General features: G+C 37.0%; 25 protein-coding genes. 4 read left to right on the top strand and 21 right to left on the bottom strand.

Going from position 1 to position 24,727, the window contains the following annotated elements; all coding sequences use genetic code 11:
- Positions 1–11: 11 nt before the first annotated feature.
- The 10 genes from ABDZ63_RS14900 to ligD all read right to left on the bottom strand — a co-directional run bounded on the left by ABDZ63_RS14900 (position 12) and on the right by ligD (position 9,221).
- Complete coding sequence (locus ABDZ63_RS14900; protein WP_343784873.1) at positions 12–551, bottom strand: DUF1572 domain-containing protein; 540 nt, start codon at positions 549–551, stop codon at positions 12–14.
- A 111-nt stretch (positions 552–662) separates the two neighbouring features.
- The gene (locus tag ABDZ63_RS14895) at positions 663–1,490 is read right to left on the bottom strand and encodes a sugar nucleotide-binding protein (RefSeq protein ID WP_343784871.1); all 828 of its coding nucleotides are present in this window, start codon (positions 1,488–1,490) and stop codon (positions 663–665) included.
- Between the two features lie 94 nt (positions 1,491–1,584).
- Positions 1,585–2,547 carry an acetyl-CoA carboxylase carboxyl transferase subunit alpha gene (gene accA, locus ABDZ63_RS14890; protein ID WP_343784869.1) on the bottom strand — a complete coding sequence of 321 codons (963 nt, stop codon included), beginning with the start codon at positions 2,545–2,547 and terminating at the stop codon, positions 1,585–1,587.
- A 159-nt stretch (positions 2,548–2,706) separates the two neighbouring features.
- Entirely contained in the window at positions 2,707–3,156 is a 450-nt protein-coding gene (locus tag ABDZ63_RS14885; RefSeq protein ID WP_343784867.1) for a DinB family protein, read from the bottom strand.
- 115 nt (positions 3,157–3,271) lie between these two features.
- A complete protein-coding gene (locus ABDZ63_RS14880; RefSeq protein WP_343784865.1) occupies positions 3,272–3,619 on the bottom strand; it encodes a DUF4260 domain-containing protein in 348 nt (115 codons plus the stop codon).
- Between the two features lie 258 nt (positions 3,620–3,877).
- On the bottom strand, positions 3,878–4,840 hold the full coding sequence (locus ABDZ63_RS14875) for an alpha/beta fold hydrolase (protein ID WP_343784863.1): 963 nt from the start codon (positions 4,838–4,840) through the stop codon (positions 3,878–3,880).
- A 115-nt stretch (positions 4,841–4,955) separates the two neighbouring features.
- Positions 4,956–5,765, bottom strand: a complete 810-nt coding sequence (locus ABDZ63_RS14870) for a GNAT family N-acetyltransferase (protein ID WP_343784861.1) — start codon at positions 5,763–5,765, stop codon at positions 4,956–4,958.
- 29 nt (positions 5,766–5,794) lie between these two features.
- Positions 5,795–6,250: a GNAT family N-acetyltransferase gene (locus ABDZ63_RS14865; RefSeq protein ID WP_343784859.1), complete on the bottom strand. Its 456-nt coding sequence runs from the start codon at positions 6,248–6,250 to the stop codon at positions 5,795–5,797.
- Between the two features lie 126 nt (positions 6,251–6,376).
- Positions 6,377–6,706, bottom strand: a complete 330-nt coding sequence (locus tag ABDZ63_RS14860; protein ID WP_343784857.1) for a hypothetical protein — start codon at positions 6,704–6,706, stop codon at positions 6,377–6,379.
- Between the two features lie 757 nt (positions 6,707–7,463).
- A complete protein-coding gene (ligD, locus tag ABDZ63_RS14855) occupies positions 7,464–9,221 on the bottom strand; it encodes a DNA ligase D (RefSeq protein ID WP_343784855.1) in 1,758 nt (585 codons plus the stop codon).
- A gap of 95 nt (positions 9,222–9,316) precedes the next feature.
- Here ligD and ku point away from each other — a divergent pair, with 95 nt between their 5' ends.
- Positions 9,317–10,174 (top strand): non-homologous end joining protein Ku, encoded by an 858-nt coding sequence (gene ku, locus ABDZ63_RS14850; RefSeq protein WP_343784853.1) that lies wholly within the window; start codon positions 9,317–9,319, stop codon positions 10,172–10,174.
- Between the two features lie 43 nt (positions 10,175–10,217).
- Here the strand turns inward: ku and ABDZ63_RS14845 are convergent, their stop codons facing one another.
- From ABDZ63_RS14845 to ABDZ63_RS14825, 5 genes are all read right to left on the bottom strand, one after another.
- Entirely contained in the window at positions 10,218–10,439 is a 222-nt protein-coding gene (locus ABDZ63_RS14845; protein ID WP_343784851.1) for a hypothetical protein, read from the bottom strand.
- 43 nt (positions 10,440–10,482) lie between these two features.
- A complete protein-coding gene (locus tag ABDZ63_RS14840) occupies positions 10,483–11,616 on the bottom strand; it encodes an ABC transporter permease (RefSeq protein ID WP_343784849.1) in 1,134 nt (377 codons plus the stop codon).
- Positions 11,613–12,497 carry an ABC transporter ATP-binding protein gene (locus tag ABDZ63_RS14835; protein WP_343784847.1) on the bottom strand — a complete coding sequence of 295 codons (885 nt, stop codon included), beginning with the start codon at positions 12,495–12,497 and terminating at the stop codon, positions 11,613–11,615. The genes ABDZ63_RS14840 and ABDZ63_RS14835 overlap by 4 nt, the downstream gene beginning before the upstream one ends.
- A gap of 15 nt (positions 12,498–12,512) precedes the next feature.
- Positions 12,513–13,751 carry an ABC transporter permease gene (locus ABDZ63_RS14830; protein ID WP_343784846.1) on the bottom strand — a complete coding sequence of 413 codons (1,239 nt, stop codon included), beginning with the start codon at positions 13,749–13,751 and terminating at the stop codon, positions 12,513–12,515.
- Between the two features lie 112 nt (positions 13,752–13,863).
- On the bottom strand, positions 13,864–15,102 hold the full coding sequence (locus ABDZ63_RS14825) for an ABC transporter permease (RefSeq protein ID WP_343784844.1): 1,239 nt from the start codon (positions 15,100–15,102) through the stop codon (positions 13,864–13,866).
- A 562-nt stretch (positions 15,103–15,664) separates the two neighbouring features.
- Between ABDZ63_RS14825 and ABDZ63_RS14820 the strand changes: the two genes are divergently transcribed.
- Positions 15,665–15,829, top strand: coding sequence for a hypothetical protein (locus ABDZ63_RS14820; protein ID WP_343784842.1), 165 nt, complete (start codon positions 15,665–15,667; stop codon positions 15,827–15,829).
- A 59-nt stretch (positions 15,830–15,888) separates the two neighbouring features.
- Positions 15,889–16,443 carry a hypothetical protein gene (locus tag ABDZ63_RS14815; protein WP_343784840.1) on the top strand — a complete coding sequence of 185 codons (555 nt, stop codon included), beginning with the start codon at positions 15,889–15,891 and terminating at the stop codon, positions 16,441–16,443.
- 47 nt (positions 16,444–16,490) lie between these two features.
- Here ABDZ63_RS14815 and lplA read toward each other — a convergent pair whose 3' ends face one another.
- Positions 16,491–17,498 carry a lipoate--protein ligase gene (lplA, locus tag ABDZ63_RS14810; protein WP_343784838.1) on the bottom strand — a complete coding sequence of 336 codons (1,008 nt, stop codon included), beginning with the start codon at positions 17,496–17,498 and terminating at the stop codon, positions 16,491–16,493.
- Positions 17,499–17,562: 64 nt separating this feature from the next.
- Entirely contained in the window at positions 17,563–18,300 is a 738-nt protein-coding gene (locus ABDZ63_RS14805) for an MBL fold metallo-hydrolase (RefSeq protein ID WP_343784836.1), read from the bottom strand.
- Between the two features lie 125 nt (positions 18,301–18,425).
- Between ABDZ63_RS14805 and yhfH the strand changes: the two genes are divergently transcribed.
- Positions 18,426–18,554, top strand: coding sequence for a protein YhfH (gene yhfH / locus ABDZ63_RS14800; RefSeq protein ID WP_343784834.1), 129 nt, complete (start codon positions 18,426–18,428; stop codon positions 18,552–18,554).
- A 257-nt stretch (positions 18,555–18,811) separates the two neighbouring features.
- On the opposite strand, the gene hemY is transcribed toward yhfH, so the two are convergent.
- The 4 genes from hemY to ABDZ63_RS14780 all read right to left on the bottom strand — a co-directional run bounded on the left by hemY (position 18,812) and on the right by ABDZ63_RS14780 (position 24,463).
- The gene (gene hemY, locus ABDZ63_RS14795; protein WP_343784832.1) at positions 18,812–20,194 is read right to left on the bottom strand and encodes a protoporphyrinogen oxidase; all 1,383 of its coding nucleotides are present in this window, start codon (positions 20,192–20,194) and stop codon (positions 18,812–18,814) included.
- A 6-nt stretch (positions 20,195–20,200) separates the two neighbouring features.
- On the bottom strand, positions 20,201–21,130 hold the full coding sequence (hemH, locus tag ABDZ63_RS14790; protein ID WP_343784830.1) for a ferrochelatase: 930 nt from the start codon (positions 21,128–21,130) through the stop codon (positions 20,201–20,203).
- A 17-nt stretch (positions 21,131–21,147) separates the two neighbouring features.
- On the bottom strand, positions 21,148–22,179 hold the full coding sequence (gene hemE / locus ABDZ63_RS14785; protein ID WP_343784828.1) for a uroporphyrinogen decarboxylase: 1,032 nt from the start codon (positions 22,177–22,179) through the stop codon (positions 21,148–21,150).
- A gap of 127 nt (positions 22,180–22,306) precedes the next feature.
- Positions 22,307–24,463 carry a transglycosylase domain-containing protein gene (locus tag ABDZ63_RS14780; protein WP_343784826.1) on the bottom strand — a complete coding sequence of 719 codons (2,157 nt, stop codon included), beginning with the start codon at positions 24,461–24,463 and terminating at the stop codon, positions 22,307–22,309.
- Positions 24,464–24,727: the final 264 nt, after the last annotated feature.

Here is a 24,727-nt window from a genome sequence, read left to right as displayed (position 1 = left end):
ACAACCATTAGCTAGTTATCTTTATGTTTATCAAGCATTTCCTTTAAATATTCCTCAGATTTGCCTTTCGGGATGCTAAGACTCTTCCAGTTATCCCCCTTTAATTGTTTACCAATATATACAATTTGTCCGACATGATATGCGTAATGTGCCATTTGCCTTTCGATAGCCTCTAACACTAAATGATCTTCACCACGAATGTAGATACTTTTTAATAGATCTTGTTCATTTAAATCAGTTAGTGTATCGATTAAAACTTTCCATCCCTTTTCCCATTCAGTAATTAACTCTGACTTCGCGGATATGTCATTTATAAATTCTTCATCACGATTTCTATATTCCTTTTCACCATCAGAAGTTAAAAAGTCAGTCCATCTTGAAATCATATTCCCACTTAAATGCTTTACTATTACTGCAACACTGTTGGATTCAGTATTATAAGTCCAATGTATTTCGTCCTCCGATAATTGGCTGATTGTCTGATCTCCAAGTTTTTTTACATTATTAAATCTTTCAATTACAATTCTCAGATATTCTTTTTCAATCCCCATTTACATCTCTCCTTATTGAATATCATAAAACCCAACTCAAATGTAATTTGTGTCAACGAACGACCTCATTGGTTACCAGTCATAAAGGTGAAAATCTCGGAAACAAGAACATTAAACATTACGAAACTTTGTCTTAAGTATTTTCTTTGCTTTATGAGTATTTAAAGAAGTGTCTAGTGGTAAAAATGGTTGATCAGAAGGACTTATTTCGTTTAGTTGTATTAGACTTTCATCATATCCAAAACTTTTTATCCGTTGTTTGTAAAAGGTGTAGTAGCTTTCTTTTTGTGTAGGTCCTACGTGTAATATCCCTCTAAAATCCATTATCAAAAGCTCTATAATCGCTTTTGATAAATCGTCAACATGAACAAACGTTTTATATAAATTTGTTGCTGCTTCACTATAACTATTCCCATCGATTCTTCTTAAAACTCTTTTAGTTCGTTGTTCAATATTCTGGTTTGAATCTTTGCCATAAAGAGGGCCAGTACGAATGATTATGTGATTTGAATGCATATACTGAGCTTTCTTTTCACCTAATATTTTTGAATTGACATAAGTAGATAAAGAAGTTCCTTCAGTTACTGGTAAAGCATTATCAGACTCTGTATAATCACCTTCTCCTTTTGTGAAAACACCATCCGAAGAAATAAAAATAAGTTTCGTTCTTTCACTTATAGCTGATAAAAGGTTTGTAAGACCAGTGTTTATTAGTACATCCTCATTATCCCTGCTTAACAATGTCCAAATAACTACATCAGGAAGATTTTCTTTTATAATATGCTCTACTACACTTTTATCAGTTACGTCCATTGAAATGATATTTGATTGGTTATGAGCATACCTTGATGTACCCAATACTGTATAACCTGAACTCTCAGCATATCCTAATAGAGTTGAACCCAGAAAACCTGTCGCTCCTAGAATTAGAATTCTCAAGTCTAGTCCCTCCTTAGAATTTATTAGTCAATTATTTTCTTAAACAACAGTTTAAATACAACGACTCTGCTTCGAATGTTCTATAAGGGCACATCTATTTATTTACTTCACTAAATACTCCAATATCTTTATATTTTACATACCTTTGCTCAACGACCATTTCTTCGGTGTAAGTCGAAAATTCCTTAAGTGATCTTTCTATTATTTTCTTCAATCGATTAGCTTGTTCACTCGGGTTATGGTGTGCTCCACCTTTAATTTCAGGGACAATTTCATCAATAATGTTTAATTCTTTTAGATCTGGTGCGGTAATCTTCATCGTATTAGCTGCATACTCTCCTTGAGTCGCATCTTTCCAAAGAAGAGCAGCTGCTGATTCTGGCGCAATGACAGAGAACCATGTATTTTCTAACATATGAATGTGGTTTCCTACTCCAATTCCTAATGCTCCCCCACTAGCGCCCTCACCAATAACAATACTTATAATGGGTACTTTCAACCCGGCCATCTCAAAAAGGTTATGTGCAAGTGCCCTGGATTGCCCGCGTTCTTCTGCACCTTTTCCTGGGAAAGCTCCCTTTGTATCGATTAATGTAATAACGGGTCTATTGAATTTTTCTGCTTGTTTCATCAGCCTTAAAGCTTTTCTATACCCTTCTGGATTCGGCATGCCAAAGTTTCGTGCTAAATTTTCCTTCGTATCTCGACCTCTTTGTTGACCAATAACTGTAACTGGCATATCTTTAAACTTAGCTATTCCACCAACAATAGCTTGGTCATCACTAAAGTAACGATCACCGTGCAATTCGATAAACTGATCAAATAATAGATCAATATAATCTAAAGTCGTGGGACGGTTCGGATGACGTGCTATTTGGACTCTTTGCCATGGTGTTAAATTATTATAAATTTCATCTTGTAAACTTGAAACACGTTCTTGCAAGTTAGCAATCTCTTCAGTAAGGTCAACTTCTGATTCCTCTGCGTAGGTGATGAGTTCATCGATTTTGCCTTTTAATTCATATATTGGCTTTTCAAATTCCAAGTAATTTTTCAATAACCACACCTCTTAAGTTACATATTTTACAAGTATTACTTCGATAATGAATTATAAAAACCCTTCATTATTGATCTGTGCGCTCATTTTGAAAATAAAATTGAGCAAATTCCTTATTGGAAATTGCTCCAATAAATAAAGAAATTTATAGTAAGAAATCTAATCATTTAATTTCTTATTGATTTGTTGCAAATGATGGATATCATGTTTTACAAAGATTTTAATGAAGCTTTCATCTGAGAATTTTCGCTTTCCTTGACCTATTGTAAATCTAGTATCCTTTCCTACCTTTGATATAGCTTCGATTAGTTCCTTTCGCGTTTCTATAAAATTTTTGATCACAGATTCTACTGAATGGTCTTTTATATACGATGCCGCTTCTTCATTGTGTTCATCATGGTTAGGAAACTGTGGCAACTTTGCTCCGTTAGCCATTAATGGGACCATTTCTTCAAGGTTATACTTATCCCAATAATATAAATGCCCTACTATTTCTCTAATCGACCATTTTCCTTCACTGATTGCCTCAGTTAGCTGTGATTCTGGTACTTCTTTTAATTTCTGTATGATATCCATTGTTTCTTCAAATTGCTTAAACACTTTATTCATGTTAATTCCACCTACTCTTCAAATTTATAACAGAATTATTAAACTTATATAAAACAAAAATGGGAAATTTCTTGAGTTAACGCCCAGTTAGTGAATAAATATCAGACATGTAGAACTACACACGATTTAAATGCGTATCTTTAAATTCTGTTGGGTACTTTAATCCATAACCAACCATTCTGTCCATTCCAATATGGGCTAACCATATTAATCCAACTGCTAATGTCATTTGACTGGATAATAATAGACCCAAGAAAATAACAATAATAGCTATGGTATAAGTATGGAAAAAATTATAAAGCCTTGCACCAACCTTATTGTTAACTAGATAGCCAAGCATTGAAATATCTGGTAATAGCAGCAAGACAAAAAATAATACCCAACTAAATTCATTATATCCGTAAAAATAAATACTTAATGCTAAGACTGCAAGACCTTCTATGTGCAATAGAATTTTATTCATTTGATCCGCCCCCTTTCCTTTAAATCACCTGTTACACTTTCTGCAGTTGCTCAAGAAACATTCGTTTAATACCTCTTTACAAAATAATTCTTCTGGCATTTCTTCACTAAAAGGCAGTTACTAAAAACACCACAGGACAACGTTAATACTTACTACTCCCCAAACTTTAACTCCTACTATACACATAACTAATCTGTGAGCTCAATTTGATAACAAAAAAGAGTAAAACTCTTGTTGAAAAATGATCATCTATTAAACTTAAACGGTATTACTATTTTCAATATAATTATTATATAATTCTACAACATTATCGACTACTAACTCAGGGTGTAGATCAGGAATCATATGTGCTACTTTAGGTTGTATTTTAAGATTTGAATGAGGAAGTTCCTTATTTAATCGTTTGGCGTGTTCAATGGTTCCAAACGGGTCATCTTCCCCGACAATTATTAAAACAGGATGCTTGATTTCACTATATTGTTTTGAAATTTGTAGGGTTGCCTTAGGAAATGTTAGCACATCTTCGCGGTTGGCATAGAAATGGTTTGGTCGGAAAGCTATGGCATATAATTCTTCTATATACCCTTTGGGTGGGAGTTCAGGCTTAAAGGTTTCTCTAACCATTACGGTTGCCATCCTTTTACCTAATGGTGTTTTTAAAAGTGTATTTAACATTAACTTACCGATCAGTGGAGCTTTTATTAGTTTTGATAATACATCCCCATCTTCTGCTGGATATCCTTCTTTGTATAAAGCTGCCCCTAATGTCATGATTCCAGCAACATCATTAGGGTATTGAGCCGCATAAGAAAGGCTCATACTACCACTCCAAGAATGAGCAACTAAAATCACAGGCTCACTTATACCTAACTCTTTTATTGCAGAATGAATGATTTGTGCTTGTTTTATAGGTGTCACTTCACTTTTGGGCCTTTCGCTAAACCCATAACCTGGTCGATCAAACACTATAGCTTGAAAACCTTTACTCGCTGTTAGTCTTACTACTTCCTCAAAATCTCTACTTGATAAAATCCCTCCATGGAGAAAGACAACAGGTTGACCGACCCCCTCTTGAATATAATGAAGCCGAATTCCATCAACCGATATAAAATCCCCTTTGGGTAAATACTGTTTCTCCGCTTCCTTAAACTGGAGTCTATTGTATAGAACTAATCCAATCAAAATGACCACAACAAAATACAATAAATAAACGAAGTACAAACTAATCCCTCCTTATTTAAAATGTTAATATTTGTAGCATTCACTTATTCTTGAAGGAAAGCTTTCTCGTCGATAGCTACATCCCTCTTGAATTAGGGTCGAAATCCACATGAACTTACTTCCTTACCCATATTGCTTTTGTATAAGCCACTTTCATCCCTGCTCTTTCCATATTGTTTTGACTGACTTCACCAAACTTGGCTTGCCCTACAATGACATCACATTTTTCACGTTTAGCTTGGTTAATACGGTGCTTTATTAATGCACTATGGATCCCTTTATTTCTGAAGTTTGGTAAAGTAGCTGAAGCAGCTAAAGTAGCTATATCGTCTTTCATGAACAAAACGCCTATCCCTGCAGGTTCGTTATCATAACTAGCTAGATAAAAAGTCCAATTTTCAATGTCATAAAGTATTTCATTATTTTGTGCGACTCCATTTTTTAAAAATGCTGGCATTTGAAAACCTTTTGTGTAAATTTCCGCAAAAGTGTCAAATTCATTTCCTTTTAACTCACGGATTGTAATCTTTGGGGCATAACTTGTTGCTAAACCATTAGAGGTTGATACGTAAAGGGTTGTATGAAAATCATGTTGATAATAGCCCGCTTCACTTAAAGAAGTTAGTAATTCTGAAGAAGTATGAGCTGGAGTTAATTCAAATCGAACGGGAATCTCTTTTTCTTTGTAAAAATCTATAATCCTCTCTATTTGGTTTTCATCGCCTTCTTTCAATCCTTTCACTGTATTGAAAGATGGCCCTGGAATGTTCTTGACTGAAAAAGCTGTTGCATTTCCAAACTCCTGAATGTCTACTCCCATTGGATTTCCTTCTATTTTTTTAACTTCTGTTAGTCGTGACCTCACTGTTTCAATTTCTGAATCTTCCAATCGAAAAGCCAATTCTTTATTTGCTACTAGGCTCATACTCTCACTCTCCAACACAATAATTTAACTTATACCTTCATATACAATACAGCTTCTCCTTCTACAAATTCTCCTGTTTTTACAAACCCTATTTCTTCATATAATTTAATAGCCACTTCATTTTTGGGTTCTGTTGCAATTCGAAGCTCAATGTTTCCATACTTACTTCTGAAGTAGTTAATAAACTTATTTAAAGCCCCTTTTCCATAACCTTTATTCTGATAGCCTTGATCAATCATAAATCGTTCAACCCACCATGAATCGAGTGGGTAATCCTCATCAGCCGGATAAAATACATACATCATAAAACCAATTATAGTTTCACCTTGATAAATAGCCATAGGAAATCTTTCGCCATTTTCATAATTTGCTTCAAGTAGAGAGAACCAATTAGGTGCAACAAAGTCCTTTTGCCCATCATTTACGTTCAATTTCACGCACTCTAGGTAATTATTTTTATCGACTTCTTTGAATTCAATTTGCAAATTAATCGCCACCTTTAATATCATAATTTTCTGAACCAAAATTTTTAAAAAAATGGAATTATAAATCGATTGTGTAAGACTTTTATTTAACTATTTGCCCCCGTTTGTTTAATAAAGTCATAATAATCATTGTGAAATTACCTCTATTTTATCAGTAAGAAGCACGGGAGGGTTTGATTCTCCGACAGCACTATAATAGCCAATTATTCGTTTACCTATTTCTAAATCCAATTCTTCGTATGCTTCTTGGCTGAGGTGATAGAAAACACCATCATTTTCTTGTGCAAGTCCAATTAGTTCCTCTCTTGATTTACCCGAAATATCAATGTCTTCCACACTTGGCAAAGATAATACGATATACTTTATTTCACCAAAAGTATCCTTCTCAATGTCAACAATGATACCTTCGTGTCTTTCTCCAGAGGAATCATTCTCTTGCTGAATACAAGCTCCCAAAATCACAATTAAGTAAAATTAATATTAATACCCTTTTCAAGAAAGCACCCCCAAATAATTTCTGCAGATAAACTCTTTGAACAAATAAATACTCCTTCTTCAAGGATTCTGCTTCTTTAGTTGATCAATACAAACAAAGCCTTTATTAAACTACCGCTCCGTTAGTCGTAATAAACTCCTATTATTTACTATTGTCTTCCTTCCATATATAGGGTTTTTTGGACCAATTTATAAATAGAATAATCAAAAACATTATAAAAGATACTCCTGCATTATCAACCCACTGAACCTCATTGTTAACAATTAGCTGCCAAACATTTGCTACTACAAAAAATATTAACGGTAATCTAATACTTTCCTTAAACATATGACCACCAACTTTCATTCTCTTCTTCCATTAACACTATCTCCGTTAATGGAATATGGAATTTATTTATCTATGCTGTCACGAAAACACAATATTGCTACTTAATCTGTTTAACTTTCCTCTCAAATAAGAGTGTCACTAAAACTGCTATTATGCTGAGGACGTTTAATATGAGCATCGTTATGTATTATATGGACTCATCTCCATCTAATAAATAGGATAAGTATCTTTTAGACATAAATCACTTCCTATTTATATCCGCATGATTTTCTCATTTTTCCTTCTTTAAAAGAATAACATAATATTCCAAGTAGGAAGTGTTTAAAACGAAATTTTCTGAAATAAATTCAAAACAAAAAAGATCGACATTTGCGCCGATCTCAATAAAATCTACCTCCAAAACGGGCACCCTCTCTCATTTAACCGCTTCGAAATAACATCCATCGTATAATCACGTGGGTCAAGTGAATCGTTAACCTCATCCCAAAAAAGGGGTGTCGCCACTGTCCCTTCCTTTGTCGCCCGTGGAGAGTAAGGTGCGATAATCGTTTTGCCAGGTGCGTGCTGAATATAATCGATGTATAGTCGGTTGCCACGATTTTTCTTCAACCGTTCGATTGTAAATTGATCAGGGTATTTTTCAACGAGCACTTTCGCCACTGCTTCCATAAATTCGCGCGTGTCATCATAAGTCAGCTCTTCATCTAACGGAATGTGTAATTGCAAGCCCGTTTTCCCAGACGTTTTCACATACACGTCATACCCTTGATGCTCACACATTTCTTTGATCAACTGTGCTGCGAAAACCGCTAACGGAAACTGTTTTAAAGTCGGTGGGTCTAAATCAAACACCATTTCATCGGGTAACTCGGAGTCAATTGTGTTAAAAGGCACATGATACTCAATTGCCGCATGGTTGCCGAACCAAAGCAATGTCTGCAAATCTTGACAAATGATATCCTCATCTTCCTCATCACCCGGCACTGTTTGGATAAAGTCAGGTGCATAATCTGGCAAATGTTTTTGATAAAATGAATGATCCTCAACACCGTCTGGAAAACGAATCATCGTCAGTCGTTTGTTTTGTAATCTCGGAAGTAAAAGTGGCGCGACTTCGCGTAAGTACAAGACAAAATCGCGTTTGTTAAACTGTTTGAATAGCAACTTATTTGGCTTAGAAATCTCAACTGACTCCGGCAACTGCCCTAACCCTTCTCGCACACGCTCCCACGTACAATCACCTGGCTCTAAGTCAAATCGAAATTGATGAAACACGGGCTCGCGCAGCTCATGGTCTTTTGCTTCTAAACAGTGAAGCTCTATGCAAACACTCGGCGGAATCTCCCACGTTTTTGTGTTTATTTTTTCTCCATTTTCATAAATAAAAGCCTTCAGTGTTTCTTTTTGTTCATCGGAAAAGCCGTGTTTCAGCTTACCTAGTAGAATCAACTCACTAATTCTATAAACCGACACATCAAAGTAGTCATTCTCCATATTCCACTTAGTCAAAAAGCCTGTAACCGTCCGCCAATTTTTAACCTTTTGCCACTGCTCAGAGCGCTCCCCACTTGTCACTTTAGAGCGTTCGTTTTTAGCCACAACACCTTCACCTTGATGCAACTGCACATCTTGCCATATTTTTTGCGGATAACCGTATTGTTTTACGACGTTTAATCTCTCGTTATAACTGAATGAACCTAAATCAAGCTCGTTAAAAAGTTCCTCTAATTGACTGCGCCTTTTATGTAGAAGCTGATTTTCTAAACTTTTTCCTTTAAATTGCAAGAGGTCAAATGCCATAAACGTCGCGGGTCTTTTTTGACTGACACTTCTGATTCGGTCTTTCGATGACATGCGGCCACGCGTTTGAATAAGTGAGAAGTTCCCTTTTAGTTCTGAATCCAACACGACTAATTCACCATCTAGAAATAATGGCAAGTAAGATTTAATCGATTTAGCATGTTCTTCACACCAAGCCGTAATTTCAGGGAACTGTGCTGTAAAGTCATTACCATTACGACTCCACAATTTCACCCCTTCTTCAGCCCACTCAAGCCCACAACGAAACCCATCATATTTCACTTCATACACCCAATTGTTACCCAACGGCATTTCATCAACAAGTGTCAGCAACATTGGCTTCCACATAGCGCGCACCTCCAATTTTACATCGTTATTTTTAACGTAAAGGTGCATTTTTATCACTAAACGAGAAATGATAACCAATAAAGGAGTTGATCGTGATGCATACAATGTGGAAAGGGACGATAAGCTTTGGCCTAGTCAACATTCCAGTCAAGCTACATTCTGCAACGGAAAGCAAGGATATTAAATTACGTAATTTACACAAGGAATGCCAATCCCCTGTTAAGTATGAAAAGACGTGCCCGGTTTGTGAGACAGAAGTGGCGAACGATGATATTGTCAAAGGGTTTGAATATACGAAGAATAAATTCGTTATTTTAGAAGCTGAAGACTTGGAAAATTTAAAAGAAGCTAAAGACGATAAATCTGTTGAAATCGTGGACTTTGTAAAGTTAGACGAGATCGATCCTATATATTTTGACCGTAGCTATTACTTATCACCGAATGAAGGTGGTGGTAAAGCTTATTCTTTACTGCGCCAAGCTTTAGAAGATAGCGGTAAAATTGGACTCGCTAAAATTACAATCCGCTCAAAAGAACATTTAGCTGTCGTGCGAATTTATAATAATACAATTGTCATGGAGACGATCCACTATCCAGATGAAGTCCGAGACGTTGGTGAAGTACCGAATGTCCCAGAGGAAGATAACGTTGTGGAAAAAGAATTAGAAACAGCGAAAATGTTGATTGACCAGCTGACAACTGAATTCGACCCTGAGAAATATACTGATGAATACCGCACAGCTTTGTTGGACCTAATAGAGAAGAAGAAAGAAGGCGAAGAAGTTGCCACAGCGAAAGAGCCAGAAAAACCAGACAACGTTACCGACTTAATGGACGCATTAGAGAAGTCGCTTAACAAAACGAAAAAAGGCGGTCAGAAGAAGAAAAAGTCTACTGGAGGAGGACAAAAGAAAAAGACAACCACAGCCTCAGGCAAAAAGAAGAGTGGTTAATGAGGAGTTTCACCGGATGAGGCGTACTTTTCACCGAATTAATCTAACTAATTATGGGATGACAGCCACTTAGTGTCGGACTAACTGCCATAATTGCCGGACGACAACCACTTAATGTCGGACTAACTACCATAATTGCCGGACGACAACCACTTAATGTCGGACTAACTACCATAATTGTCGGACGACTGCCACTTAGTGTCGGACAAACTACCGTTATTGCCGAACAAAAACAAACCCAAAGCCCGAAAATCCACCCCCACACAAGATAAAACCCACGACAGCCACCTAAGCTGTCATGGGTTTCCTTAATCAACTTTACTCGTTTTAATTTTTCGTGAAGCAATGAAAAGCAGTACACCTGATACGATTAATGTGACTGGAATCGCATCATACCACCTCTCATTTTCTTGCGTTAAAATAACTTGTTCAGGTAAGACATATTTAAACGGATTAAACCACGCCAAAGCATCCATAGAAATAGCTGCTGTTAAAACGTAGCCTAACAATAATGTCCCTAACAATACAAACAGCGTCAAAATCGTTTGTTTAAATATCAAGCTGTAAAATAAATAAAGTGAAATCATGAACACGACCATCACACTCATTAATCCAACAGCTTGCACAGCATAATCAACAGCCGTCAACGCCCTTAAAACACCATCTACTTCAATAATAACTGGGTATTGGAAATCGCCTTCTGTCCCAAACAGATAACTAACTCCCAGTGGGGTCAACAACACAACCACTGAAACGATTAAGTATACAATCAGCGAGCTTACAAATTTACTCACAATAATATGCGCACGATTAAATGGTTGCGTGAACAATAAGTTAATTGAACGACTTTCAAATTCATTCGTCATCAAGTCACCAATTAGTAGTAATACAACCACCAATGCACCTAACGTCACCCATAAATTAACGACTTGGAGTAAAAAGTTTGGTGGCGCTTGGCTATAGTTCTCAATTTCTTTCGGAATGCCTTGTGCTAAAAGTTGTTGGTTCAACGCAATCGTATGACGAATTTCCTCTTCAGAAATGGGGTACTCCCCCTCTGCCATACGGTATTCTCTTACTTGTTCCATAAAAGATATTTCAACATTTAATTGCTGCTGCCATTCATCTGTCCCAACTAAACTATGCAGTTCATCAGCTGTATTTAAAAGATCCAAGTTCATCTCTTGACGCATTTCTATTTCTTCATATTCTTCTGTTCCTTCTTCAAGATCTTGTTCAAGCTGTCTAGTATAAGTGCGATTATTCATCTCGCTAACTTCTACTAAATAGCTATAGTTCGACTGCTTCTCATCTAAAACATAATCTTCTAAAATAACATTTCGAAAAAACAACAGTACTACTAACGCGACTAAAAAAGCCAATAAAACTAAAAACTTTTTCGAAAAGAACATTTTTTTAAATTCAAAGACTAGTAACTTCATACAGATGCGTCCCCTTCAAACAGCTCACGATAGCGCTTTTCAGCACCAACACGTTCATTTTCAATATCTAAAATTGCTACACCCTGCTTATTTAAATGATCAATGACAGTCTGAAGTTCAACATCTGTTTCTTCAAATGTTACTTGTTCTTGATTATAAATTGAAAATGGAACGGCTGCTTCTTCTAAAACACCTTTAGCCTTTTCCAAATCATCAACCGTTAAGTAATATTCTTTGGTTGCAAATTGTTCAAGTGACTCTTTCAAAAGCGCGCCATCTTTTAAAAAGTATATTTTATTCGTCAGTCGATCAATTTCATCAAGGTTATGCGACGAAACAATCACCGTCGTTCCTTCTTCTCTTAGCTCTAACAAAATATTACGCATATCAATCGCACTCGTTGGATCCAGCCCTGTTAGCGGCTCATCCATTAACAATACCTTAGGATCATTAATAATAACCATCGCTAACAACAAATGCTGCTTCATCCCTAATGAGAAATTTTGTACGCGCTTCTTTAAGTAACTTTCCATCCCGACGCGCTTAGCGACTTCTTCAATTTTCGATTTCGGTAACCCTTGAACATCGCAAATAAATTTCAAATGATCATAAGCGGTTAACGTTCCGTATAAAATCCGGTTATCTTGAAGATACGATACGTCTTTAAAAATTTTCGTATCAGTATTTTTCTGACCGAGCAATTCCACCTCACCTTGATCATAGGTCAATAAATTCGTCATGCAATTCATTAACGTTGTCTTACCCGATCCATTTGGGCCGACGAGCGCTATAATTTGTGGTTCTTCTACTTCTATATCGATTCCTTTTAAAACCCAATCCTTCTTGTACTTTTTCTTTAAACCATCAACTTTAACAATCATACAAAAACCCCCTCACTACTTCATTTTCACTTTCATCACAAAATACGACACGACTAAAATTAGTAAACTACTAACCCCAAGTGACACAACTCCATTAACTAAGTTGATGTCAAAATTCTCCTGCACCAACGCTGTTTCAAACGTGATTATTTCGTACACATCAAAATATAAAAATGGGTTATAAGCGCCGACGATTTGGTCACTAAATTGTACACCCAAGAACACGACAGCTAACGTTAAACCAATCGCAATCGATGTTCGTCTTACTAATACTGAAAATAAAAACAACCAAGCATAACAGAAGACGAGTACCATTAAGAACAACAACGCCGACCATAGTAAAAAGGCACCCATCGGCATAAAACTAAACTGGAACTCTGGTTCATAGATGAGCACAGGATAATCCCACGCACCCAATCGGTCGAACACTGTTCCGAGCAATAACGAAAATAAACCAACACCTAAAACAGTCGATAATGATACTAGTGTAACTGTGATAACTTTACTGACGAAAACAGTTCTACGTCGAACAGGTTGTGTATATAGAAAATGAATCGGCCCATTTTGCCCTAATCCTTCTCTCGTCATAACATTACCAAACAAGAATAAGAAAAAAGCAGCACCGAATACCGTTAATAACAATTCAAACAAGCGGTATAAAAAATAAAAGCCCGATGATGAATGGATATTATTAAAGTCATGTGCAATTTCTTCTTCAACCTCTGAATCAAACACTTCATCGTACACCGTTAATTCAGAAAACGAATGATTTGGGAATACAGGTCTAATCTCACGATCTAGAAGCCAGCGGTTACGCTCTAAGTGGACTTCCCGACTGAAGTGTGTCATCCAAGTATAAACTTGTTCTTCCGCTTGTGTTGGGAATCTTTCAAAATGTTCTTCACCCATCTCTACCTCAACTTGTGCAACTTTCTTCCAATCATGGTCTTCATATCCTTGAAGTCTTGTTTCCCTTGTTTCTATTTGCATGAGAATATTTTCAATTTCACTAGCTTCTAATGGGTCTTCTACTTCATTTATGTCGTCCCCTATTTCAAACCCCATTTCTTCTAAAGAACTTTCACTACCTAATAGTTGCCGCTCTGCCTCTTCTACCATGTCTTCAACTCGTTCAGTTTGTATGTAATTGTAGATAAAATAGCCACTAACCACTAGAACTAATAAAGCTAGCAACATGTAAAAAAATGCAGATTTTGTGGCTTTCTTCATTTCAAAAAATATAAATTTAATCATTAATCTATAGCCCTCCCCTCACAGTAATTATCAAAAATTTCCAAACACATTGTACATAATTCTACATCCACTTACATAATACCTTCTTAAAATTGGAAAAAATTACATCACTTTATCTCATTCTCACCCCCAATATGAAATATGACAAACTTAAGATTAGTAAACTACTAACCCCAAGTGACACAACACCATTGACTAGATTGATGTCAAAATTCTCCTGCACCAACGCTGTTTCCAGCGTGATTATTTCGTAAACATTAAAATATAAAAATGGGTTATAAGCACCGACGATTTGGTCACTGAATTGTACACCCAAAAACACGACAGCTAACGTTAAACCAATCGCAATCGATGTTCGTCTTGCTAATACTGAAAATAAAAACAACCAAGCATAACAGAAGACGAGTACCATTAAGAACAACAACGCTGACCATAATAAAAATATTCCCATCGGTATAAAGCTAAACTGGAACTCTGGTTCATAGATCAGCACAGGATAATCCCATGCACCCAAACGATCAAAAACGATTCCAAGCAATAATGAAAATAAGCCAACACCAACAACCGTCAATAATGATACTAGTGTAATTGTGATAACTTTACTGACAAAAAAAGCTCCACGTCGAACAGGTTGTGTATATAGAAAATGAATCGGCCCATTTTGCCCTAATCCTTCTCTCGTCATGACATTACCAAACAAGAATAAGAAAAAAGCCGCACCGAATACCGTTAAAAACATTTCAAACAAGCGGTATAAAAAATAAAAACCCGATGATGAATGGATATTACTAGCCATATGAGCAATTTCTTCTTCAATTTCTGAATCGAACACTTCATCATACACCGTTAATTCAGTGGAGGAATCAATCGGAAACACAGGACGAATCTCTCGGTCTCGAAGCCAGCGGTTACGCTCTAAGTGGACTTCCCGACTGAAGTGTGTCGACCAAGTATAAACTTGTTCTTCCGCTTGCGTTGGAAATCTATCAAAATAGTGTTCTCCTAATTTTATTTCTTCACCTACAACTTTCTTCCAATCGTGGTTTTCATACCCCTCAAGCCTTGTTCGATTCCTCTCAAAAATCTTTATGTGGCTTTCAATAATTAATCGTTCCTCCTGATCTGTAATTTCAGATAAATCATCGCCTATTTCAAATCCCTTTTCTTCTAAAGAGCGTTCATGAGCTGATACTTTAAACTTAGCTTCTTCGATTAAACTTTCCAACCGTTCGGTGTGTATGTAGTTGTAGATAAAATAGCCGCTAACCACTAGAACTAATAAAGCTAGCAATATGTAAAAAAATGCAGATTTTGTGACTTTCTTTATTTCAAACGTGATGAATTTATGCATAAAATTGTGAGCTCCCCTCATAACTTTTAGTGGAAAACTTCCTACATAATTAATGTTTATTTTCTACATTTATTTCTAAACACCTCTTTATTTGGAAAAAATTGATAAAAAGTTAACAAAATGTTAGAATATTAAAATAATACCCCTCTTAATAAAGGAGATGTAGCTGTGAAAAAATAGTATTTTTACTTAGTGGAATTCTTTTATTAACTGCTTGTACAGGTGAAGAGGTTAAACCACCTACTAACGAACTGGAATCAGATACAGAAAGTGACCAGGAAAACATAGAGGAAGAATCAGAAGAAAACGCTAGATTAGATAGTCCGCCCACATTTGAGTAGAGGTAGATAATGAAGAGCTTTTCTCTCCACGTGATACCTTATGTTGGGAACCTGAAGAAAGACCGTGTGACCTTGAAAAAAATGACCCTCGCGAGATTACGAGCGAACTACCAAACACCCTAGTTAATGCTAACGAACAAATTTCTTATGGAATCGTTACTTCTGGAGAAGACTTTGATAAATTAGGAGGTTTAGTTCCAGATCCGGATCAAGTGGTCGTCATGCGATACCAACAAGGTGAAATACAAGAAGAATTTAAAATGGAAAATGAAGCCTTTAGCGCCCCTGAAGAATCTGGATTACATTATTATTTGTTCCATCTCATATGGGATGATGAGTATTACGGGGAATCTATACACGGATTTAAACTTACTGTTCGTGAATAGAATGTAGGTTTTATCTTTGGGATATTAGTTTTTTAATCTTCAATAGAGGAGATGTAGCTGTGAAAAAAATAACATTTTTACTTAGTGGAATTCTTTTATTAACTGCATGTACAGGTGAAGAGGTAAAGCCACCTACTAACGAACTGGAAGAGGAAGTTGAAAATGAATACATAGAAGATACTGAAAACGGTCTAGTACTAGAGGAACCGCCTGCATTTCGTATATCAGTAAATGACCGAGGATACACACCAAGTTTAGACAACTATTGTTGGGAGCCTGAAGAACAACCGTGTGACCTTGAAAGTAGTGACCCACGCGAGCTTACTGAAGGGTACCAAACACCTATCGTAAATGCCGGACAACGAATCCAACATACTATTACACCTAATGTTGATGACTTTGACACCTTTGATGAAGCTGCGCCAAAACCAAGTAGTATTGTCGTGACTCGTTATCGACTAGGTGATAAGCAAGAAGAGTTTGCAATCGAAGACAATCCTACGTTTGAAGCGCCAGAAGAACCTGGTGTACACCATTACATTGCTTATCTCACTTGGGATAATCAATACTACGGCGAAGCAACTTATGCATTTAGAATTTCCGTTCGGGAGTAAAATACAAAAACCCGCCAGAGCTTTTATAAGCTTTGACGGGTTTTCACTTAATAAACTAAAGACATGAAGTCTTCATCTTCAATTTTGCCTAAATAGTGTTGTATATCTATATCTTTTAACGCTGCTTGAATTGCCTCACGTTCGTATTTAACACCTTTAAGCTTGTCCTCTACATCTGACACTTCACCGATACCGAAGAAGTCACCGAAGATCGTGATATCTTGGATCACACCTTTTTTCACATCTAGGCGTACATCATACGATCCAACACCTTCAACACGCTTTGAATGCTGAATGTTGAAAGCTGGTGAACGGCCATAGTTCCAGTCCCATTTCTGATAGCGTGACTCAGAAATTTCGCGGATTTTCTTCCAATCTTCTTCAGTCAGTTCATATCGCGGGACATCTTTAACATCTTCCACATCGAAAATGTATTTCAGTAACGTTTCTTTGAAGTCTTCCATCGTAATATTTTCATCAATAAACTCAGAAATGTTCGCGACACGACTGCGGATTGATTTAATGCCTTTTGAACGGATTTTTTCAGATTTAACGCGTAAAGACTGAATGACATTTTCAACTTCAGAATCAAACATGAGCGTTCCGTGGCTAAACATTCGACCTTTTGTTGTAAATTGAGCATTACCTGAAATCTTTCGGCCATCTGCTGTAATGTCATTACGCCCTGATAACTCAGCATTAACCCCTAACTTCTGGAGTGCGTCTACTACAGGCTGAGTGAATTTTTTAAAGTTACTAAAGTTATTCCCTTCATCTTTAGCTAAAAAGCTGAAGTTTAAGTTACCTAAATCGTGATATACGGCGCCACCACCAGATAATCGGCGAACAACTTTAATATTATTCGCATCAACGAAATCTGTATTAATCTCTTCTACAGAATTTTGGTTTTTACCAACAATAATGGACGGTCCATTTACGTAAAATAATAAGTATTGCTGATCATCATCAATGTTTAAATGTTTTAATGCATATTCTTCAATCGCTAGATTAAGTTGTGGATCTGTAATGCCTTCATTATCAATAAAATATAACATTCAATAAGCCCCCTTCTCATCTCTCTAATAAAAGTATAAGAAACTATGACAACATTCGCAATGATTACCCTTTAGAACGCCACGTTAATCCTTCATACGCAAGCGTGACACTGCCATTATATAGCGACTGAGATTCATTGACTAAGTCATCATGTTCTCCAAAATGAGGTAAATGCGTTAACCATAACGCTCCTACACTCGCATCTCTTGCTAATTTACCACATTCTTCACCTGTCATGTGCCCAGCTTTCGCCCCGTCCATTCCTTTGTAAAAACTACTTTCTGCAACTAACAAGTCAGCTCCTTTTGCAAAACCAGCTAACTCTGGGAAAAACGCTGTATCAGCTGTGTAAACAAACGTCTTCTCGCCATTTGTGACACGCATCGCATAACACGTTTTCGGATGTTTCGTTTTTTGAAACGAAAAAGTTAACGGTCCGATGTTTAAGTCTTTCCCTGCTTGATACCCTTTTCCTTTTGTTGCAACGTGATTAAGCTGATTAAAATCTGTTTCATTGTCATCTGCTGCATAGATCGGAATATGACCTTGAATATTTTTCAATTGTTGCTGTACTAAACAAGCATACTGAAATGAGCCAAGGTCAGCTACATGATCGTGATGAAAGTGTGATAATACAACAGCATCGATTTCATCAACTGTTACATACTGTTGCAATCTCGATAAGGCCCCACTTCCTAAATCAATCACCACTTTAAAACCATCCTGTTCTAGTAAATAGCATGACGTCGCGCTTTCAGCTTCTGGATAAGCGCCCCAATATCCAATCACCTTTAACTCCATATAGGACTATCCTCTCATTTTAAGTTATATAACAGATTAACACTTAACAAATCTGTATTAATACAGTATAGTATAAGTACAAGATAAGTTTTCTAAAAATTCAAATTCCTAAGGAGGACTTACTCATGTTAATGTCACCTGTACAGTTTTTTCGCAACCTACCGAAAAAGCAATGCGTAGTTTGTAAACAAGACATGGTTGAGCAAGCCGATTGTTACACGAACAAATGTGAGAAATGTAATACCATAAACTAGTTTATCATTTAACCATCCATCCAAAAACAAAAACACGCTCAAAGAATTATTTGAGCGTGTTTCTATGTAACAAATTCAGGTCTTTTCAGGCGAACGTTTAATTAATTAGGCGTTCGCCTGATTAATTAAAATTTCGCCCGATTATCATGGATTTCTCCTGATTATCTAAAAAATCGCCTGAATACTTTTATAAAATTAAAAGGCTGCCCTCAATCAGCCACTTTTTATGACTATGAAGACAACCCTTATAAATTAAATTAGTTCTCAGCTATTTCTTCTACCACTCTAATCGCTTGGTCCATACAATCTGGTAAACCGACACCGCGATAGGCGTTACCGATTAAATACACGCCTGGTAGCTGCTCATTCACTTTCTCTTCTAGCTTTTCTAATCGTTGAAGGTGGCCGACTGTATATTGTGGCATGGCGTCATACCAACGTGTGATCACTTTAAACTTCGGCTCTTTTTCGATTGTCATAATTCGCTTCAAATCGTTAATAACGATTTTTGAAATCTCATCATCTGATAGCTCTAATACTTCTTCATCGCCTGGCTTACCAACGTAGGCACGAAGTAAGACAGACCCTTCTGGTGTTGTGTGTGGCCATTTTTTATGGGTCCACGTACAAGCGGTAATCCGGTAATCTTCTTTTCGTGAAACAACAAAGCCAGTTCCATCTGGTAAATTCTTAACCGCGTCTTCATCAAAGGCCATCGCAACATTGGCAACGGATGTATTCTTTGTCTCAGATAGCTCCTGCATAAATTCATGCTGGCTGAACATTTGTTGTGTTACATGGTGTGGTGTTGTCGCAATGACGTAATCAGCTTCTAACGGCTCTTCTTGACCATTAATATGTAACAAGTAACGATCATTTTGCTTTTCAACTTGACTAACACCCGTTGACGTAAGAACCTCACAAGTTACCGCATCTATAAAACCATCAACTAATGTCTTTAAGCCACCATCAAGTGTTAAGAACATCCCTTGCTTTTGCCCACCGGTTTGCTTTTTCGGTGTCGACTTTTGTAAGCCACGAATTAAGCTACCATGCTTCTTTTCCGTTTCAAGAAAATGTGGGAATGTCGCTTTTAAGCTAAGCTTGTCAATGTCACCCGCATAAATTCCCGAAATGAGTGGATGAATCAACCTGTCGACAACTTCATCACCTAAACGACGGCGGAAGAAGTGACCAACTGATATATCATCTTCTACTTCTGTTTTAGCCATCGTGTAGTCTTTTAAAGCATCTAATTTACCTTTAAAAGTAAATAATGTTGAGCTAAAAAATGGGGCTAACTTTGTTGGAATTCCCATCACAGCCCCTTGCGGCATTGGATGAAGCTGGTCTTGTGATAAGATGAATGCTTTACCTGTAGCACTTCTAATTAACTGATCGTCTAAGCCTAAATCTTCTACTAAATGCTTTGCTGTCGTTTTTCGTTCTAAAAAGGAATCAGGACCACGTTCGATCGTAAAGCCATCACGCTCAACGGTCATAATTTTACCACCTAAGTGGTCTTCCTTTTCGATTAATGTGATATCAGCATCGACTTCATTCTTTTGTAAATAATAAGCGGCGGTGAGACCTGTAATGCCACCGCCGATAATTGCAATTTGCTTACGCTTATGAGTCATAAAGGATTACCCCTTCATCGTATCTAGTACAACCTTAGATAATGTACTAATAAACTTCGGATGAGAGTTTGGCATTTCTGGGCGATAATAAGAAGCTTGAATATCATCACATACTTCTTTACATTCAATATCATTGTCAAATAACACTTCTAAATGATCAGATACAAAGCCTGCTGGCGCATAGACAAATGTTGTGTACCCTTTTTGTTCAAATAAGTCACGTGTTAAGTCTTGAACATCAGGGCCTAACCAAGGCTCTGGAGTGTTACCTTCACTTTGCCAGCCAATCTCATAATCAGTAATACCTGCTTGTTCAGCGATTAGATCTGCTGTACGTTGCAGTTGTTCTGGATATGGGTCATTCTCTTGAATAATTTTCTCAGGTAAGCTGTGAGCTGATACGATTAAACAAGCATTGTTACGCTCTACTTCCGTCATTTGACCATAAACTTTATTCACTTGTTCAACCCAGTACTCAATGTAACCTGGCTCGTCATACCAATCGACAACAGACTTAAGCTCAACACCATGCTTTTTTGCTTCTTCTTGGGCACGGCCGTTATAAGATTTAATGCTGAATGTTGAATAATGTGGCGCTAGTACAATACTCACTGCTTCAGTGATTCCGTCTTTTGCCATTTGTTCAACAGCCTCTTCTATAAATGGGTCAATATGTTTTAATCCTAAGTATAATTTGAACTCTACTTCATCTTGGTCTTCATTTAATTTCGCTTCTAATGTCTCACCTTGTTCACGTGTAATGCGTGCTAATGGTGAAATACCGCCGATTTCTTCATAACGGCTACGTAAATCTTCAATCATTTCATCTGTTGGGCGATTTCCCTTACGAATATGTGTATAATAACGTTCTAAATCTTCTTCCTTGTAAGGCGTTCCATACGCCATAACAAGTAATCCTACTTTTTTCTGTGCCATTGTTTCTTCAACTCCTCTTACTTCGAAGTGTAGTCGTGGACTAACGCCGCTAAGCGCTTCAGCGTATCTGGTTCAATATCTGGGAATACGCCGTGTCCTAGGTTAAAGATATAACCTTCTTCATCTTTTCCTTGGTCAAGTATTTCTTTTGTACGTTTTTCAATTACATCCCAATCAGCTAGTAAAATCGCTGGGTCTAAGTTACCCTGTAAGGAGCTTGTAATCCCCATTTCTCTAGCTTGAGAAACGGATGTACGCCAATCTAACCCTACTGTTGAAACAGGTAAAACATTAAACTCTAATAATAAATGATTTGCCCCAATTCCAAATAGAATCGTTGGAACATCTTCTTCTTTTAGTGCATTAAAAATCTTCTCCATCACCGGTTTAATGAAAATACGATAATCAGCTGCACTAACAGCTCCTACCCAAGAGTCAAAAATTTGAATGGCTTTTGCACCTGATGCAATCTGCGCTTTTGTATAGGTGATGATCATATCACCTAACTTATCCATTAACGCAAACCAAGTCTTTGAGTCGCCATACATCATTGCTTTAGTTTTATTGTATTGTTTTGATGGCCCACCTTCAATCATATAGCTTGCTAATGTAAAAGGTGCACCACTAAAGCCGATCAGCGGAACATTTAACTTCTCTTCTGTTAAAATCTTGATCGTGTCTAATACATAAGGCACGTCATCTTCTGGGTTTAATTCCTTTAGTTTTTCAACGTCTGCCTTCGTTTTAATCGGGTTATAAATAACAGGGCCAACACCTGCTTTGATTTCAACATCAACCCCCATTGCCGGTAGTGGAGACATGATGTCTTTATAAAGAATAGCAGCATCTGTTTGATAGTTCACAACCGGAAGCTCAGTCACGTATGCGCATAGTTCTGGTTGATGTGTGATTTCAAATAATGAATACTTTTCCTTTAGCTTGTTGTACTCAGGCTGAGAGCGGCCAGCTTGACGCATAAACCAAAGTGGTGTGTAATCTGTCTTCTCTCCACGATAAGCTCTTAAAATCGTGTCATTGAATTGTGTCATAGAGTTCTCACCTTTCATCTTGCCATCTGATTTCAATATAAAACAAAATAATGTAACTGTATAGTAATAGACTTGAAATGTCATTAATTTGACTAATTCTTTGTTTATACAATTTTTAATTTAATAATTAAAATGCTGAATCCCGATTTGACTCTTCACCTTCTTCATTATTTAGCGGATTGATTGGAATTACGTAATATGACGGATTATCGAGCATTTGCACTTGCCTTACACGATAGCTCGTTTCACCTGTTACAGTGCCTAACTTTTCGACTTCTCCACCTAATTCACGATAAACATCATAATTAATCCGTCCATCCGTTTCATCTGACCAATTTAAATCGACATATAACCCATCTAAAAAGCCTAATGACACATTAGCGGTTAAGTCCATAATTTCTGGTAATCTAATTGGTGGTTCTAAATCATCAACACCATCTGGTACGACAAAACTTGTTTGAAAGTCTTTCACTTCATCAAGTTCGGTTATCATAGAATCAACTAACGCAGTCGCTAAATGACTACCCGCGGTTAAATAATGTTCTTCATCACTCACATCATAACCAATCCAAGATGCAATAGTATAATCAGAATTAAAACCAATAAACCATGCATCTCTTACACCACCATCATGGTGTGGGTGTTGAGTTGAACCCGTTTTTCCTGCGAAATCTTTCGTATATTGCATACTATCAGCAGTTCCATCTGTTACAACACCTTGAAGCATACGTGTTAAATACCACGATGTTTGGGCTGAGAATAACCGTTCAACTTCTGGAGTTGGTGCGTCTAATACTTCTTCATTCCGGTTTTCGACTGCAATGATTGTATAAGGCTCAATATACTCCCCACCTTGTTCAAAAGTACGATATAATGCTGCCATGTGTAACGGTGAGATCCCTTCTTCTAAACCACCTAAAGCAACTGAAAGGCCATTTTCATCCAATTCAAATCCTAAATCTCGGACATATTCTAAGCTATCATCAACACCCATTTCATCAAGTAATCCAACAGCAGGTACGTTTTTAGAATCCTTTAAAGCATCATACATCGTGATCTCACCATCATAGGAATCATCAAAGTTTCTCGGACTATAATCCCCAAAATCTAATGGCTCATCTATTAGCAACGTATATGGATGATATAAACTCTCTTCTAGTGCTGGACCATAGACAACTAATGGTTTGAATGTAGAGCCTGGCTGCCTTTTTACATTGACTCGGTTTAAATCACCGCGATTATGCTCACGGCCACCAATAGCCGCACGCACGACACCCGTTTCTTGATCTAAAATCACTGTCGCCCCTTCAACACCTTCTTGTGAACCTTGGTAGTATTCATCTTGTTGCATTCGTTTATAAGCGGTTTCCTGTGCTTTAGGATCTAGACCAACTGTAATACGATAACCACCTGTATAAACCTCATCACGTGATAGATGATAATCTTCTTCTAATTCATCTAACACTAAATCGACATAACTACTTAACCATGCGCTTTCATTGGTTTCACCAAGTTCTAAACCTAGTGTTTTGCCTTGTTCATGTCGGGCTGTTTCTGCATCGATCATCCCAATTTGATACATTCGCTCCAATACTAGGTTACGTCGCTCTAATGCCCGCTCTTCATCATTTAATGGTGAATAATAGTTTGGTGCTCTTGGCATTGCGGCTAATAAGGCACCTTCAGAAATTGATAAATCTGAAATAGGCTTAGAGAAGAATGTTTGGGCTGCTTCTTCTACACCATAGATCCCATTTCCAAAGTATATTTCATTTAAATAGTATTCTAATATTTCATCCTTTGAGCGCTGTCTTTCTAAATAAATCGCACCCATCACTTCTTTCGTTTTACGAAGCCACGTTTGATCATTCGTTAATGAAACATTTTTTACAAGCTGTTGTGTAATGGTACTGGCTCCTTCAGCTTTGCTAAACGTCGTTATATCACGATATACCGCTCGTCCAACAGCCCAAAAGTCAACACCACTATGATCGTAAAATCTATGATCCTCAATTGCTAAGAACGCATCAACAACATGTTCTGGAACGGTATCAAGTGGCACGTAAGTACGGTTTTCATCGTACAGCTTGACCACTTCTTCTCCTTCTTCAGTTTGAAGTACAGTCGATTCAGAGAAGACAAAGTGTTGTTCATCGACAACAAAGCGTCCACCTAACAAAATAAACATAAATCCTAATAAACTTAACAAAATTAATATAGCAACACTGTAAACAGCCCAACGCCATTTCCCTAGTGTGTTTTTCATATATGTTCTAACGGCCATAATGCCACCTCAATCAAAATTTCACTTTAAACCACCCTACATTATATTATAGTCTACTTTTTTCGACAAAACATTTATTTACAAGCGACAAGCTTGAAGAAATTAGGCGAACGCCCAATTAATTGAACGTTCGCCTGATTATCGAGGATTTCACCTAATCATTGAAAATTTCGCCTGAAAATCAGGAGAATCGCCTGATTATTGATAATTTCGCCCGATTAGTCCACTTCATCTCAACTAAAAAAAACGCTAATCAAATGTGCG

The organism is Alkalibacillus silvisoli (assembly GCF_039521975.1).
GTDB classification, from domain to species: domain Bacteria; phylum Bacillota; class Bacilli; order Bacillales; family Alkalibacillaceae; genus Alkalibacillus; species Alkalibacillus silvisoli.
This window is presented reverse-complemented; position numbering and strand designations above follow the sequence as displayed.

Bases quoted from the DNA above. Each gene is read 5' to 3' on its own strand.
- ABDZ63_RS14900 (WP_343784873.1), bottom strand. From the start codon at position 551: ATGGGGATTGAAAAAGAATATCTGAGAATTGTAATTGAAAGATTTAAT.
- ABDZ63_RS14885 (WP_343784867.1), bottom strand. From the start codon at position 3,156: ATGAATAAAGTGTTTAAGCAATTTGAAGAAACAATGGATATCATACAG.
- ABDZ63_RS14880 (WP_343784865.1), bottom strand. From the start codon at position 3,619: ATGAATAAAATTCTATTGCACATAGAAGGTCTTGCAGTCTTAGCATTA.
- ABDZ63_RS14870 (WP_343784861.1), bottom strand. From the start codon at position 5,765: ATGAGCCTAGTAGCAAATAAAGAATTGGCTTTTCGATTGGAAGATTCA.
- ligD (WP_343784855.1), bottom strand. From the start codon at position 9,221: ATGTGGAAGCCAATGTTGCTGACACTTGTTGATGAAATGCCGTTGGGT.
- ku (WP_343784853.1), top strand. From the start codon at position 9,317: ATGCATACAATGTGGAAAGGGACGATAAGCTTTGGCCTAGTCAACATT.
- ABDZ63_RS14840 (WP_343784849.1), bottom strand. From the start codon at position 11,616: ATGAAGTTACTAGTCTTTGAATTTAAAAAAATGTTCTTTTCGAAAAAG.
- ABDZ63_RS14835 (WP_343784847.1), bottom strand. From the start codon at position 12,497: ATGATTGTTAAAGTTGATGGTTTAAAGAAAAAGTACAAGAAGGATTGG.
- ABDZ63_RS14830 (WP_343784846.1), bottom strand. From the start codon at position 13,751: ATGATTAAATTTATATTTTTTGAAATGAAGAAAGCCACAAAATCTGCA.
- ABDZ63_RS14825 (WP_343784844.1), bottom strand. From the start codon at position 15,102: ATGCATAAATTCATCACGTTTGAAATAAAGAAAGTCACAAAATCTGCA.
- ABDZ63_RS14820 (WP_343784842.1), top strand. From the start codon at position 15,665: ATGCGATACCAACAAGGTGAAATACAAGAAGAATTTAAAATGGAAAAT.
- lplA (WP_343784838.1), bottom strand. From the start codon at position 17,498: ATGTTATATTTTATTGATAATGAAGGCATTACAGATCCACAACTTAAT.
- ABDZ63_RS14805 (WP_343784836.1), bottom strand. From the start codon at position 18,300: ATGGAGTTAAAGGTGATTGGATATTGGGGCGCTTATCCAGAAGCTGAA.
- yhfH (WP_343784834.1), top strand. From the start codon at position 18,426: ATGTTAATGTCACCTGTACAGTTTTTTCGCAACCTACCGAAAAAGCAA.
- hemY (WP_343784832.1), bottom strand. From the start codon at position 20,194: ATGACTCATAAGCGTAAGCAAATTGCAATTATCGGCGGTGGCATTACA.
- hemH (WP_343784830.1), bottom strand. From the start codon at position 21,130: ATGGCACAGAAAAAAGTAGGATTACTTGTTATGGCGTATGGAACGCCT.
- hemE (WP_343784828.1), bottom strand. From the start codon at position 22,179: ATGACACAATTCAATGACACGATTTTAAGAGCTTATCGTGGAGAGAAG.
- ABDZ63_RS14780 (WP_343784826.1), bottom strand. From the start codon at position 24,463: ATGGCCGTTAGAACATATATGAAAAACACACTAGGGAAATGGCGTTGG.